Annotated in this window: 13 protein-coding genes; 4 read left to right on the top strand and 9 right to left on the bottom strand. The window is 70.6% G+C overall.

The window, feature by feature from the left end; all coding sequences use genetic code 11:
- Position 1: 1 nt before the first annotated feature.
- The 8 genes from BT364_RS21570 to BT364_RS21530 form a co-directional block, all read right to left on the bottom strand.
- Entirely contained in the window at positions 2 to 241 is a 240-nt protein-coding gene (locus BT364_RS21570; RefSeq protein ID WP_072486848.1) for a hypothetical protein, read from the bottom strand.
- Positions 238 to 1,740 carry an Asp-tRNA(Asn)/Glu-tRNA(Gln) amidotransferase subunit GatA gene (gatA, locus tag BT364_RS21565; protein WP_072486847.1) on the bottom strand — a complete coding sequence of 501 codons (1,503 nt, stop codon included), beginning with the start codon at positions 1,738 to 1,740 and terminating at the stop codon, positions 238 to 240. The genes BT364_RS21570 and gatA overlap by 4 nt, the downstream gene beginning before the upstream one ends.
- Before the next feature lie 6 nt (positions 1,741 to 1,746).
- Positions 1,747 to 2,043 carry an Asp-tRNA(Asn)/Glu-tRNA(Gln) amidotransferase subunit GatC gene (gene gatC / locus BT364_RS21560; RefSeq protein ID WP_015036350.1) on the bottom strand — a complete coding sequence of 99 codons (297 nt, stop codon included), beginning with the start codon at positions 2,041 to 2,043 and terminating at the stop codon, positions 1,747 to 1,749.
- A 359-nt stretch (positions 2,044 to 2,402) separates the two neighbouring features.
- Positions 2,403 to 4,562 carry a putative bifunctional diguanylate cyclase/phosphodiesterase gene (locus BT364_RS21550; protein WP_072486846.1) on the bottom strand — a complete coding sequence of 720 codons (2,160 nt, stop codon included), beginning with the start codon at positions 4,560 to 4,562 and terminating at the stop codon, positions 2,403 to 2,405.
- 344 nt (positions 4,563 to 4,906) lie between these two features.
- Positions 4,907 to 7,096 carry an NAD-dependent DNA ligase LigA gene (gene ligA / locus BT364_RS21545; RefSeq protein WP_072486845.1) on the bottom strand — a complete coding sequence of 730 codons (2,190 nt, stop codon included), beginning with the start codon at positions 7,094 to 7,096 and terminating at the stop codon, positions 4,907 to 4,909.
- A gap of 30 nt (positions 7,097 to 7,126) precedes the next feature.
- Positions 7,127 to 8,152, bottom strand: a complete 1,026-nt coding sequence (locus BT364_RS21540) for a methionine synthase (RefSeq protein ID WP_072486844.1) — start codon at positions 8,150 to 8,152, stop codon at positions 7,127 to 7,129.
- A gap of 69 nt (positions 8,153 to 8,221) precedes the next feature.
- Entirely contained in the window at positions 8,222 to 8,911 is a 690-nt protein-coding gene (locus tag BT364_RS21535; RefSeq protein WP_072486843.1) for an SDR family oxidoreductase, read from the bottom strand.
- Between the two features lie 30 nt (positions 8,912 to 8,941).
- The gene (locus tag BT364_RS21530; protein WP_072486842.1) at positions 8,942 to 9,481 is read right to left on the bottom strand and encodes an LOG family protein; all 540 of its coding nucleotides are present in this window, start codon (positions 9,479 to 9,481) and stop codon (positions 8,942 to 8,944) included.
- A 106-nt stretch (positions 9,482 to 9,587) separates the two neighbouring features.
- Between BT364_RS21530 and BT364_RS21525 the strand changes: the two genes are divergently transcribed.
- Positions 9,588 to 9,923: a DUF427 domain-containing protein gene (locus BT364_RS21525; RefSeq protein ID WP_072486841.1), complete on the top strand. Its 336-nt coding sequence runs from the start codon at positions 9,588 to 9,590 to the stop codon at positions 9,921 to 9,923.
- A gap of 95 nt (positions 9,924 to 10,018) precedes the next feature.
- Positions 10,019 to 10,819, top strand: a complete 801-nt coding sequence (locus BT364_RS21520) for an alpha/beta fold hydrolase (RefSeq protein WP_072486840.1) — start codon at positions 10,019 to 10,021, stop codon at positions 10,817 to 10,819.
- Positions 10,820 to 10,896: 77 nt separating this feature from the next.
- Here BT364_RS21520 and BT364_RS21515 read toward each other — a convergent pair whose 3' ends face one another.
- Entirely contained in the window at positions 10,897 to 11,364 is a 468-nt protein-coding gene (locus BT364_RS21515; protein WP_079179570.1) for an ATP-binding protein, read from the bottom strand.
- A 283-nt stretch (positions 11,365 to 11,647) separates the two neighbouring features.
- On the opposite strand from BT364_RS21515, the gene BT364_RS21510 reads away from it, so the two are divergent.
- Complete coding sequence (locus BT364_RS21510) at positions 11,648 to 12,502, top strand: Scr1 family TA system antitoxin-like transcriptional regulator (RefSeq protein ID WP_072486839.1); 855 nt, start codon at positions 11,648 to 11,650, stop codon at positions 12,500 to 12,502.
- Between the two features lie 11 nt (positions 12,503 to 12,513).
- Positions 12,514 to 12,708, top strand: coding sequence for a DUF397 domain-containing protein (locus BT364_RS21505; protein ID WP_072486838.1), 195 nt, complete (start codon positions 12,514 to 12,516; stop codon positions 12,706 to 12,708).
- Positions 12,709 to 12,711: the final 3 nt, after the last annotated feature.

Below are 12,711 nucleotides of genomic sequence, written 5' to 3'. Positions count from 1 at the left end.
CTCAGCCCAGCAGTACGTCGTCATCGCCGAGGCGCTTGAGCTCGCGCAGCAGCAGGGCGACACCGGTGGCGATGGCGGCGGCGGAGACAACGGCGTCGATCAGTCGGAGCGTGTCGTGCTCGTGGCGTGCCTTCTTGGCCTGCTTGAGCACGCCGACCGCACCGAAGGCGGTGGTGCCGATGGACAGGTACGTACCGGTCTTGGACTTCTTGAAGCCCTTGGCCTTGGTCAGTGCGCTCACAACGACGGAGCCTCCTCCAACAGCGGGTGACCCCACTTTTCCACGAAAGCGGCCTCGACGGCGGCTCCGACCTTGTAGAGACGGTCGTCCTTCATGGCGGGGGCGATGATCTGCAGCCCGACCGGCAGGCCGTCCTCGGGAGCCAGGCCGCAGGGCAGCGACATGGCGGAGTTGCCCGCGAGGTTGGTCGGGATGGTGCACAGGTCCGCGAGGTACATCGCCATCGGGTCGTCGGCGCGCTCGCCGATCGGGAAGGCGGTGGTGGGCGTCGTCGGGGAGACGATGACGTCGACCTTCTCGAAGGCCTTCTCGAAGTCCTGCGTGATGAGGGTGCGGACCTTCTGCGCCGAGCCGTAGTACGCGTCGTAGTAGCCGGAGCTGAGTGCGTACGTGCCGAGGATGACGCGGCGCTTGACCTCGTCGCCGAAGCCGGCCTCGCGGGTGAGCGCGGTGACGTCCTCGGCGGAACGCGTGCCGTCATCGCCGACGCGCAGCCCGTAACGCATGGCGTCGAAGCGGGCCAGGTTGGAGGAGCACTCGGACGGCGCGATCAGGTAGTACGCCGACAGGGCCAGGTCGAAGGACGGGCAGTCCAGCTCGACGACCGTGGCGCCGAGCGACTTCAGCAGCTCGACCGACTCGTTGAAGCGCTGGACGACGCCTGCCTGGTAGCCCTCACCGGCGAACTGCTTGACGACGCCGACGCGCATGCCCTCGACGCTGCCGCCCAGGGCGGCCTCGACGACCGGCGGGACCGGGGCGTCGATGGACGTCGAGTCCATCGGGTCGTGCCCGGCGATGACCTCGTGCAGCAGGGCCGCGTCCAGGACGGTGCGGGCGCAGGGGCCGCCCTGGTCCAGGGAGCTGGAGAAGGCCACCATGCCGTAGCGGGAGACGCCGCCGTAGGTGGGCTTGACGCCGACGGTGCCGGTGACGGCGGCGGGCTGGCGGATGGAGCCGCCGGTGTCCGTGCCGATGGCGAGCGGGGCCTCGTACGAGGCGAGCGCGGCGGAGGAGCCGCCGCCGGAGCCGCCCGGGATGCGGGTGAGGTCCCAGGGGTTGCCGGTCGGGCCGTAGGCGCTGTTCTCGGTGGAGGACCCCATGGCGAACTCGTCCATGTTGGTCTTGCCGAGGATGACGACGTCGGCGGCCTTCAGCTTCCTGGTGAGGGTCGCGTCGTACGGCGGGATCCAGCCTTCGAGGATCTTGGAACCGACGGTGGTCGGCATGTCCTGCGTGGTGAAGATGTCCTTCAGCGCGAGCGGGACACCGGCCAGCGGGCCGAGCTTCTCGCCGGCCGCCTTCTTGGCGTCGACGGCGCGGGCCTGCGCGAGCGCGCCCTCGCGGTCGACGTGCAGGAAGGCGTGGACCTTCTCGTCGACCGCGTCGATCCGGGCCAGGTGGGCCTCGGTGACCTGGACGGCCGTGAGCTCGCCGGAGGCGATCTTCGCGGCGATCTCGGCGGCGGTGAGCTTGATGATGGTGCTGTTGTCCGTCATGACTGTTTAGTCCTCCCCCAGGATCTGCGGCACCTTGAAACGCTGCTGCTCCTGGGCCGGGGCGCCGGAGAGCGCCTGCTCGGGGGTGAGCGACGGACGGACCTCGTCCGCGCGCATGACGTTGGTCAGCGGCAGCGGGTGGGAGGTCGGCGGTACGTCTTGGTCGGCGACCTCGGAGACGCGGGCGACCGCGCCGATGATGTCGTCGAGCTGACCGGCGAAGTGATCGAGCTCTTCGCCCTTCAGCTCCAGACGCGCCAGCCGGGCGAGGTGGGCGACCTCCTCGCGCGTGATGCCAGGCATGCAGCGATCCTCAGGGGTTGGTGTGTGGTTTTGGCCGGGGGCCGGCGGCACATTTCCATCGTCCGTCCGGAGGACGGGCCGCGCGGCGTCTGGTGCGTGCGATCGCAAGGCGCCGGAGCGCCCTCGTGGCGGAGCCACGTGGGCGATTCGGCAACGCGGCGAGCGTGCGTGCCAGGCGTCGCGCGGCAGGTGGAAATGTGCCGCCGACTCCCAATCCTATGGGGTCGCCCGCCACCACTCCCGCCACCCGGGCGAACACCCTGGTCGAACGAGGATTTCCGGCTCCCGCGCCGCCTCCGGCCCGGCTTCGCGCCCGAGGACGGGGGCCACCGGACGCGCCGCCGGTGGCCCCCGCGGGCTCAGGTCGTCGCGGGCCGTGAATTGACCGGACGGCCGGGCTGCCGCTGCTCCAGCTCCGGCGGCGCACCGGCCGCTGCCGCCGCGGCGGCCGCCGCTGCCGCCAGCTCGGCCGGCCGCCGCCAGCCGTGCTCGCCCCGCGCCCGCAGCCAGGCCGTGGTCTCCTGCGGCGGCATGGCCGCGGCGACCAGCCACCCCTGCACCGCGTCGCAGCGCAGATCCCGCAGCCGCTCCCAGGTCTCGTCGTCCTCGACGCCTTCCGCGACGACCAGCAGGCCGAGCGAGTGGGCCAGGTCGATCGTGCAGCGGACGATCTCGGCGTCCTCGTTGTCCACGGCCAGCCGGGCGACGAACGAGCGGTCGATCTTCAGCTCGCTGACCGGCAGCCGTCGCAGATGGACGAGTGAGGAGTACCCCGTGCCGAAGTCGTCGAGGGACATCTTCACGCCGTGCCCGGTCAGTCCGGCGAGGGTGTCGGCGGCGCGCTGCGGATCCTCCAGCAGCACGTGTTCCGTTATTTCCAGCTGCAGTGCCCCGGCCGGGACGCCGTGCCGGGCGAGCCGGGCCGCGACGCCGCCCGCGAACCCGGGGGTGTGGACGTCGCGCGGGGAGACATTGACGGCGACCGGGACGAAGAGTCCCTGCGCCCGCCACCGGGCGACCTGGGCCAGCGCCGTCTCCAGGACGTACTCCGTGAGGTGCGGCATGAGGCCGGACGACTCGGCGATGGCGATGAACTCGTCCGGGGGGACCCTGCCGCGCTCCGGATGCACCCAGCGCACCAGGGCTTCGAGGCCGGCCACCTGGCCGTCGAAGCGGACCTTCGGCTGGTAGTGGAGCTCGACCTCTCCGGCGTCCAGCGCACGGCGCAGATCGCCCAGGAGCCCTAGCCGGTCCGGAGTGTTGCTGTCCCGCTTCGACTCGTAGACCTCGACGCCCGTGCGGTCCCGCTTGGCCTGGTACATCGCGACGTCGGCGCGCCTGAGCAGCCCTTCGGCGTCCAGCGCGTGGTCCGGGTAGACGGCGACTCCGGCGCTGGCCTCCAGCACCAGGGTGAGACCGTCGAGATCCAGCGGGGAGGACAGCTCGGCGACGAGATGGCGGGCGACCCGCTGGGCGCTGGTGGTGGAGTCGGCGGTCGGCAGGAGCACCGCGAACTCGTCGCCGCCGAGCCGCGCGGCCTCCGCGCCCCGGGGCAGCGCGAGCCGGAGACGCTCCGCTATCTGCAACAGCAGCCGGTCCCCCGCCAGATGGCCGAGGGTGTCATTGACCGCACGGAAACGGTCGAGGTCGATCAGGACCAGAGCGGACCTGGCACCGACGGATTCGGCGTCCTCCAGGGCCGTCCAGGTGCGCTCCAGCAGCCACTGCCGGTTGGGCAGCCCGGTCAGCGGGTCGCGCAGCTGCTCCTCGGCGCGGGCCCGGGCGATCCAGAGCGCGGAGTCCAGGGCGATCAGCGGGACCGCGAAGAGCGGCAGGAGCAGGGGGGTGACCATCGCGACGACGCAGATCAGCGGTGCGATGCCGAGCAGGGCGACCGCGACCAGGCCCTGGCGCAGCAGGGCGGTGCGGGCGACGGTCGGCAGTCCGCCGCCCTGGGGGGTCCCGGCGTACCACAGCAGGACCCGGGTGACCAGGAGATAGGTGGAGGCGGCCAGGAGGACCTCCGGGACGGCGCCGATGCCCCAGTCGAGTGGCTGCCACGGTGATTCGACGGTCTGCACCTCGCCGAACGCGGCGAGCACCAGGGCCGCCGCGCCTATCCCCAGGATGTCCACCGCGCCGTGCAGCAGCCCCTGCCACCAGCGGTGTCTGCGGGCGACACCGACGAGGACGACGACGACCAGGCTGACCAGTCCGGCGGGCACCCAGCCGTAGAGCAGCAGCACGGCCAGGGTGAGGGAGGCCCCGGAACCGGTGCCGCCCCACCAGCGGTCGCGTCCGAGCGCGACGAGATGGCCGACGATGATCCCGGTCAGGACCGCGAGGGACCAACCGGCTCTGCCGTCGGGGAAGAGCGCGTGTCCTTCGCTCACGGTCCGGTAGAAACCGGTCGCGATCTGAACAACGGCGATCGCGATGACAACGGCACCCACTTTTGGCGTGAGGCCGACGAAACCTTGCAGCCGCGACACCGGTGCGGCGCTCTCGGTCGGTTTCATTCCGTCCCTCTCACAGCCGGCGGTGCCGATGTCACCTGATGGTTCCGTTCCATGCCGACACGACCCGGTTTCCCACCCCGCGGCCGGGCACGGCAGGTGCGCCTCTCAACAGTAGGCCGCGGAAGGCATCTACGGGCAGCGCTCTGACGCTCTTGCCCGAATGCGGACCGACCATCCGTCAGCATCTGCTATGCGCCGATCGGGTGAACCGGACACCACACGAAAACCTTGCCCCCGTCTGTCCCGCCGCACCCCTTATCCGCCTCCTTGTTCGCCGTGTGCCCACCGGACCGCCCCATGCCAAGTCCCCGCCCCGTGCAATCGGTCCATGACAGAAATCTGTCCTATTCCGCCGGTTCTCCCACCGGAACGGCCGCCTCGCGCGCCGCATCCGGACCCTGTTCGAGCAGTACGGCGAAGCCGTCCTCGTCCAGCACCGGCACCTTCAGCTGCATGGCCTTTTCGTACTTCGAACCGGGGTTGTCACCGACGACCACGAAGGAGGTCTTCTTCGAAACGGAACCTGTCACCTTCGCCCCGCGGCTCTGGAGCGCCTCTTTCGCGCCATCCCTGGTGTGCCCGGCCAGCGTGCCGGTGACGACGACGGTGAGACCTTCGAGCGGGCGCGGCCCCGTGTCCTCCCCCGCCTCCTCATCGGCCATCCGGACCCCGGCCTCCCGCCACTTGCGCAGGATCTCCCGGTGCCAGTCCTCGGCGAGCCACTGCTTCACCGATGCGGCGATGACGGCCCCGACCCTGTCGGCCTCGACCAGCTCCTGCTCGGTCGCCTCGTCGATCCGGTCGATGGAGCGGAACTGACGGGCCAGCTCCGCGGCCGCGATCGGTCCCACGTGCCGGATGGACAGCCCGGTGAGGATCCGGGCGAGCGGCGCCTCCTTGGCCGCGGCGATGGCGTCGAGCATGGCGAGGGCGTTCTTCTTCGGCTCGCCCTGCTGGTTGGCGAAGACCCAGGCGGTCTTCTCCTGACCGGTCTTCGGGTCGCGCTTGGGCAGCCCGCTGTCCTGGTCCCGGACATAGGCCCGGATCGGCAGCAGCTCCTCGACGGTCAGCCCGAAGAGATCGCCCTCGTCGCGCAGCGGCGGCTCGGCGGGCTCCAGCGGCTCGGTCAGGGCCGCGGCGGCGACATAGCCGAAGTGGTCGATGTCCAGGCACTTGCGGCCCGCGAGATAGGCGAGGCGCTCCCGCAACTGGGCTGGGCAGGAGCGGGCGTTGGGACAGCGGACGTCGATGTCCGCCTCCTTCATGGGCTTCAGCTCCGTACCGCACTCGGGGCAGTGCGTCGGCATGACGAACGCACGCTCGGTGCCGTCACGGAGGTCGACGACCGGGCCGAGGATCTCCGGGATCACGTCGCCCGCCTTGCGGAGCACCACCGTGTCCCCGATGAGGACGCCCTTCGCCTTCACCACGTTCTGGTTGTGCAGGGTGGCGAACTCCACCTCGGAGCCCGCCACTTCGACCGGTTCGACCTGGGCGTACGGGGTGACCCGGCCGGTCCGGCCGATGCCGACCCGGATGTTGACCAGCTTGGTGTTGACCTCCTCCGGGGCGTACTTCCAGGCGATCGCCCAGCGCGGGGCGCGCGAGGTGGAGCCGAGCCGGCCCTGGAGCGGGATCTCGTCGAGCTTGACGACGACCCCGTCGATCTCGTGCTCCACGGAGTGCCGGTTCTCACCGAAGTACCGGATGAACTCCCGTACCCCGTCGAGGGAATCCACCACCTTGTTGTACTTGGCGGTGGGCAGGCCCCATTCGCGCAGCAGCTCGTAGGCGTGCGAGAGGCAGTCGATGTCGAAGCCCTCACGGGCGCCGATGCCGTGCACCACCATGTGCAGCGGGCGGGTGGCGGTGACCTTCGGGTCTTTCTGGCGCAGCGAACCCGCCGCCGCGTTGCGCGGATTGGCGAACGGTTTGTCGTCGGCCTCGACGAGCCGGGCGTTGAGCTCCTCGAAGGCCTCCATCGGGAAGAAGACCTCGCCTCGGATCTCGACCAGCGCCGGGATGCGGTCGCCCTTCAGCCGGTGCGGGATCTCGGCGATCGTACGGACGTTGGGGGTGATGTCCTCGCCGGTGCGGCCGTCGCCGCGGGTGGCGGCCCGGGTCAGCCGCCCGTGCTCGTAGGTGAGGTTGACCGCGAGGCCGTCGACCTTCGGCTCGCACAGGAAGTGGTGGTCGGCGGTGCCGACCTCCTTGGCGATCCGCTCGCCCCAGGCGGCCAGCTCCAGGTCGTCGAAGGCGTTGTCCAGCGAGAGCATCCGCTCGCGGTGCTCGACGGAGGTGAATTCCGTCCGGTACGGGCCCGCGACCTTCTGCGTCGGCGAATCCGGCGTGCGCAGCTGCGGATACGCCTCCTCCAGCGTCTCCAGCTCGCGCATCAGCCGGTCGAACTCGGCGTCGCTGACGACCGGCTGGTCGTTCACGTAGTACCGGAAGCGGTGCTCCTCGACCTGCTCGGCGAGGAGCGCGTGCTGCTCCTGGACCTGTGCGGGCATCGCCGTGTGTTCGCCGGCCATCGTCTCGTCCTCCCGTTACCCGTTGCCCCGTTACTCAGGGTTGTCTGCGAGCGATCTCGCGGCCCGGGCGCAGTGGGCGAGCGCGGCGCGCGCGTACGCGGGCGAGGCACCCGCGAGCCCGCACGACGGGGTGATCACCACGGACTCCGCCAGAGTCCCCGGATTCAGCCCCAGCCTGCGCCACAGCGTCCTGACACCCATGACGCTACCGCCCGGGTCCGACAATCCGCCCGAGGCCGGGTCGGTGCCCGGCACCACCCCGAGGAAGAGCTGGGTGCCGCCCTCGACGGCTTCCCCGATCGCGTCCTCCTCACGCTCGGTGAGCAACGAGAAGTCGAACGAGATGCCGTCGGCCCCGGCCCGGCGCAGCAGCGCGAACGGCACCTCGGGCGCGCAGGTGTGCACGAGCGTCGCTGCGTCCCCGCCCGCCGCCAGGACGTCGCGCAGGGTGCCCTCCACGACCTGGCGGTCCACGGCCCGGTAGGTGCGGTAGCCGCTGGCCGTCCTGATCCGCCCGCGCAGTACGCCGGTCAGCGACGGCTCGTCGAGCTGGAGAATCACTTGGGCGCCGGGCACCCTGCGGCGTACCTCCGCGAGGTGGGCGCGCAGTCCCTCCGCCAGCGAGCCCGCCAGATCACGGCAGGCCCCCGGGTCGCCGAGCGCGGCCTCGCCGCCCCGGCGTTCCAGTGCGGCGGCCAGCGTCCAGGGCCCGACGGCCTGGACCTTGAGCGGCCCCTCGTACCCCTGGGTGAACTCCTCCAGGGCGTCGAGGTCCTCGCCGAGCCAGGACCTGGCCCGCCGGGTGTCGCGTCCGGGCCGGTCGCTGATCCGCCAGCCGCTGGGCTCGACATGCGCGTACAGGTCGACGAGCAGCCCGATGGTCCGCCCGATCATGTCCGCGCCGGGCCCGCGGGCGGGCAGTTCCGCCAGGTACGGCAGGCCCTCGCCGTCCCCGAAGGAACCGGTGACGGTCTTCGCCGCCTCCCGCGCGTCTCTCCCGGGCATGGACCCGATCCCGCTGGCCGGGCAACCGCTGAACTTGCTCTTCTCGCTCACACGGGAAGCCTAGGGCGTTGCTTCGGGAGTGGCGCCGCCCGGCCGGTGGTGGTGACCGCTCTGCGGCGCTCAGCGGCCGGGGCGCACCGTCAGATCGTTGACCTCGGCGTCGCGCGGCAGGTCGATCGCCATCAGGATCGTGGTGGCCACCGACTCCGGGTCGATCAGGCGGGAGGGGTCGTACTCCTTGCCCTCCTGGCGGTGGACCTTGGCCTGCATGGGGCTGGCGGTGCGCCCCGGGTAGACGGAGGTGACCCGGACGCCGTTGGCGTGCTCCTCGTGGCGCAGCGAGTCGGCGAGGGCCTTCAGGCCGTGCTTGCTCGCGGCGTACGCGCTCCACTCGGCGTGCGCGGCGAGGCCGGCGCCCGAGTTCACGAAGAGCACATGGCCCTGGGCGACGCGCAGCTGCGGCAGGAGGAGCCGGGTGATCTCCGCGGGAGCGACCAGGTTGGCGTTGAGCTGGAAGTGCCAGGCCTTGGGCGTGAGGTCACCGACCTTGCCGAGCTCCACGACGCCCGCGATGTGCAGCAGCGAGTCGACCCGCTCCGGCATCGCCTGCTGGGCGAACGCCCACGAGAGCCGGTCCGGATTGGAGAGATCGCCGACGAGCGTGCGGGCACCGGGGTGCAGCTCGGCCAGCTCCTTGGCACGGCCCGCGTCGCGTGCGAGCAGCACGATCTCGTCACCGCGCTCCAGGAGACGACGGGTGACGGCGGCTCCGATGCCGGAGCCGGCACCGGTGATGACATGAGTGGACATGCCCACCATGATCGCACCCCCGCCGCCCCGTCACCGCAGGCCGGACCACTCCTCCAGGTGGGCCAGGGCGCCCACACCGTCCTTGGCGAAGAACACCAGCTCGGCCAGTGGGACGGGCAGGAAGCCCTCGTCCTCCATGCGCTGGAACTGCTGGCGCAGCCCGTCGTAGAAGCCCCCCGTGTTGAGCAGGACGACCGGCTTGTCGTGCTTGCCGTGCTTCTTCAGCTCCAGGATCTCGGTCGCCTCGTCGAGCGTCCCGGTACCACCCACCATGATCACGACCGCGTCGGCCTTCTCCAGGAGCAGCGCCTTGCGCTCGGCGAGATCGCGCGCGATCACCATCTCGTCCGCGTGGGGACGCGCCTTCGCGGCCAGGAACTCGACCGACACCCCCACCAGCCGCCCGCCCGACTCCTGGACCCCGTCGGCGACGACCTTCATCAGCCCGCTCTCCGAGCCTCCCCAGACCAGGGTGTGTCCGCCCTTGCCGATCAGCTCGGCGAATTCACGGGCGGGCCGGGTGTAGCGCTCGTCGAGGTCGGCGGCGGAGAGAAAAACACAGATCTTCATGGAGCAACCGTAAAGGTCACCACCGACACACCCCGGCACCCGGTCAAAAGTCCGGCCGGGGGAAGGACCGGGGAAGAAACCGGTCCGCGAAACGGCTGAACCTTGCATGACTACGTCACCAGGACACCGCATCACGGTCGAGCCCGGCACCGAGCATGTACGGGTGGTCCGCGACGGACAGGTGCTCGCCGAGAGCCGGCGCCCGCTCGTCCTGCGCGAGACGGGCTGTCCGGTCCGCTACTACCTGCCGCCCGAGGACGTCCGTACGGACCTCCTGACGGCTTCGGACACCCGTACTCACTGCCCGTTCAAGGGAGATGCCTCCTACTGGTCGCTGCCGGACGTCGCGGACCTCGTCTGGGCCTACCCGGATCCGAAGCCCGAAGTCGCCGCGATCAAGGACCACTTCTGCTTCTACGCCACCGAGAAAGTCACCGACTGATCGTCACGAACTCCTCTGACCTGGGAGTTCGAAGAACTTCAAAAAAACTCCGGCCGGAGCGATGAGTTTTCCCGGGCCCGGCGGTCCACCCTCGCATGGACAAGATTCTCTCCCGTGACGGCACCGTGATCGCGTACCGGCACCGGGGTGACGGACCGCCGGTGATCCTGGTGGGCGGCGCGCTGGGCACGGCGGCGACCGAGGCGCCGCTGGCGCGCCTGCTCGCGCCGCACTTCCACGTCGTCACGTACGACAGGCGTGGCCGAGGCTCCAGCGGCGACAGCGGCCCGTACGCGGTGGAACGCGAGATCGAGGACCTGGCCGCGCTCGTCACCGCGGTGGGCGGCCGGGCCTCGGTGTTCGGCACGGGAGCCGGCGGCGCGCTGGCCCTGGAGGCGCAGGCCGCCGGCCTCCCCGTGGACCTGCTGGCGGTGTACGAACCGCCCTACACGCCGAGCGCCTCGGGCCTGCAGTACAAGGCATGCTGCACCTCCCGCCTGCACCGGCTGCTGACCACCGGGGACCGCGCGGGAGCCGTCGAGCTGTTCCTCTCCGTGACGGGCGTACCGGCCGACATGATCGCCCGGATGCGCCGCGCCCCGCGGTGGAGCGACCTGGTGGCGATGGCCCACACCCTCGCGTACGACGACGCACTGCTCGGCAACGGCGCGATTCCGGCCGCCCGGTTCGCCTCCGTCACGGCCCGCACCCTGGTGATCTGCGGCGGCTCCAGCCCCACCGGCGCACGTCTGTCGACCCTCGCCCTGGCGGACGCGCTCCCCCGCGCCCGCCACCGCACCCTGACCGGCCAGACCCGCGATCTTGCCCCGCAGGCGGTGGCCCCGGTCCTCACGGAGTTCTTCGCCAGGTCCGTACCCCTGCGTCAGGCTTCCTGAGTCCACGGCCCGCCCCGCGCGACCACGCCCGTACAGGGGTCGGACGTGGCCGCGCGGGGCGTCGCCGTATCCGCGGCTCAGGCACCGAGCGCGAGCTCGAACCAGACGGTCTTGCCGCCCGGCCCGAGCGCCCCTTCCCCTATGGCGCACCCGCCCCATCGGTCCGCGACGAGTTCGAGGATGGCCATGCCCCGCCCGGCTTCGGCGTGGGGGGCGACGGGCGGGGCGTACGGCTTGGGCAGGTCCGGGCTCATGTCCCAGACGCTGATCCGGAGCACCGGGTGCCGCCACTGGAGCCGCACGGCGGCCGGCCCCTTGGTGTGCCGTACGGAGTTGGTGGTCAGCTCGGACGTCAACAGTTCGGCCCGGTAGCTGAGTTCGGTCAGTTCGTGGGCACCGAGGATGGCGCGGAGGGTGGTACGGGCGATCCGGGGGCTGCGCGGGTCGCAGGGGAAGGCGAGTTCGTACTGCCAGGGTTCGGCGAAGGGAATGGGGACGGGGTGTTGGTGGGCGTACGGGACGTAGGGGGTGGGTTCGGTCCTCACGGGCACCTCCTGGGGTGCGTGCGAGTGGTCTCAAGTGGACGTGCGCCACGGGTGGTTGCGGTCCGGGTGGCGGTGGCAATGCCGGTCCGGAGCCCCGCCTTCCCGGGTGGGCGGGGTGGATCGGTGCGCTTCCGCAGCCTCCGGTCACATCGGCGGCGCAGGTCATAAACTAAGACACCTCGACTCACATGTGAGTACTTTTCCACGAATGAGTGAGTCAACTTCGGCTCGCTGGACCGTTCCACGCCCCCCTGCAAGACTGTGCGCGCACGAGAGAGGACCCATGGCTCCACGAATTGCACCCACAGGCCGCCAACGCCGCCTGGCCGTTGAGGTCCGACGCATGCGCGAGCAGGCTGGCATCTCAATCCTGGAGGCGGCCTCGATGCTCGGCGCAGATCGCTCGATGATCTCCAACATCGAGGCTGCACGCACCGGGCTCAGCGAGGAACGCGTTCGCCAGATCGCCTGCCACTACAGGTGTCCGGACTCGGCGTTGGTCGACGCACTCGCCTCGATGGCAGGGGGCCGCCGGACGCGACACTGGTGGGATGAGTACCGGGGCAAGCTCCCCGACAGTCACCTCGACGTCTCCGAGATCGAGCACTTCGCCACACGCATCCGGACGGCACAGACGGTCCACTTGCCAGGCCTCTTCCAGATCGAGGAGCACGCGCGGGCAATTTTCGACTTCGCGGTGCCCAGGTTGCCCCGGCTGGAAGTGGAACTCCGGGTGGCCCACCGCATGGGCCGCCAGGCCGTCGTCACCGGAGAAAACCCGACCCCCTACCTCGGCATCATCCACGAGGCCGCGCTGCGGCTGGAGTTCGGCGGCCGGGACGTGTCCCGCCGCCAGCTCGACCATCTGGCGGACGCGTCCGAGCTGGATCACGTGACTCTGCTGGTCATCCCGTTCAGCGCGGGCCCCTTTCACGGCGCCGGACAGTCAGTCCTCTACGCCGAGGGTCCCGTCCCACAACTCGACACGGTCCAACTCGACACCTCGTTCGGCGGCCAATTCATTGATGCCCCGACACCACTGGGGAACTATCGTTCCCTTTTGGACCTGATGGAAGGCTCCGCACTCCCTCCCGGAGAGTCGCGAAGTCTCATCCGGTCGATCGCCCGCGAGCTGTGAGAGGTCACAACATGCCCGAAAGCTACTGGCAGCGCTCTTCGTTCTGCGCAGGCGGCGGCAACAACTGCGTCGAGGTTGCCGCAGCAGAGGGCACAGACATCGCGATCCGCGAGAGCGAAAGCCCGGAGCACATCGTCACGACGAACCGAGCCGTACTCCGTGCGCTTGTGTCGGCAGTGAAGGCCGGCAACGCCGGCCTCGGCTGAACG

Origin of the sequence: Streptomyces atratus, from assembly GCF_900119365.1 — a bacterium.
Lineage (GTDB): Bacteria > Actinomycetota > Actinomycetes > Streptomycetales > Streptomycetaceae > Streptomyces > Streptomyces atratus_B.
Note: the sequence above shows the minus strand (reverse complement) of the source record. Positions and strands in the feature narration are given on the sequence as shown.

Excerpts from the sequence above, each read along its gene's own strand:
- gatA (WP_072486847.1), bottom strand. The coding sequence starts at position 1,740 with ATGACGGACAACAGCACCATCATCAAGCTCACCGCCGCCGAGATCGCC.
- gatC (WP_015036350.1), bottom strand. The coding sequence starts at position 2,043 with ATGCCTGGCATCACGCGCGAGGAGGTCGCCCACCTCGCCCGGCTGGCG.
- BT364_RS21550 (WP_072486846.1), bottom strand. The coding sequence starts at position 4,562 with ATGAAACCGACCGAGAGCGCCGCACCGGTGTCGCGGCTGCAAGGTTTC.
- ligA (WP_072486845.1), bottom strand. The coding sequence starts at position 7,096 with ATGGCCGGCGAACACACGGCGATGCCCGCACAGGTCCAGGAGCAGCAC.
- BT364_RS21535 (WP_072486843.1), bottom strand. The coding sequence starts at position 8,911 with ATGTCCACTCATGTCATCACCGGTGCCGGCTCCGGCATCGGAGCCGCC.
- BT364_RS21530 (WP_072486842.1), bottom strand. The coding sequence starts at position 9,481 with ATGAAGATCTGTGTTTTTCTCTCCGCCGCCGACCTCGACGAGCGCTAC.
- BT364_RS21525 (WP_072486841.1), top strand. The coding sequence starts at position 9,588 with ATGACTACGTCACCAGGACACCGCATCACGGTCGAGCCCGGCACCGAG.
- BT364_RS21520 (WP_072486840.1), top strand. The coding sequence starts at position 10,019 with ATGGACAAGATTCTCTCCCGTGACGGCACCGTGATCGCGTACCGGCAC.
- BT364_RS21510 (WP_072486839.1), top strand. The coding sequence starts at position 11,648 with ATGGCTCCACGAATTGCACCCACAGGCCGCCAACGCCGCCTGGCCGTT.
- BT364_RS21505 (WP_072486838.1), top strand. The coding sequence starts at position 12,514 with ATGCCCGAAAGCTACTGGCAGCGCTCTTCGTTCTGCGCAGGCGGCGGC.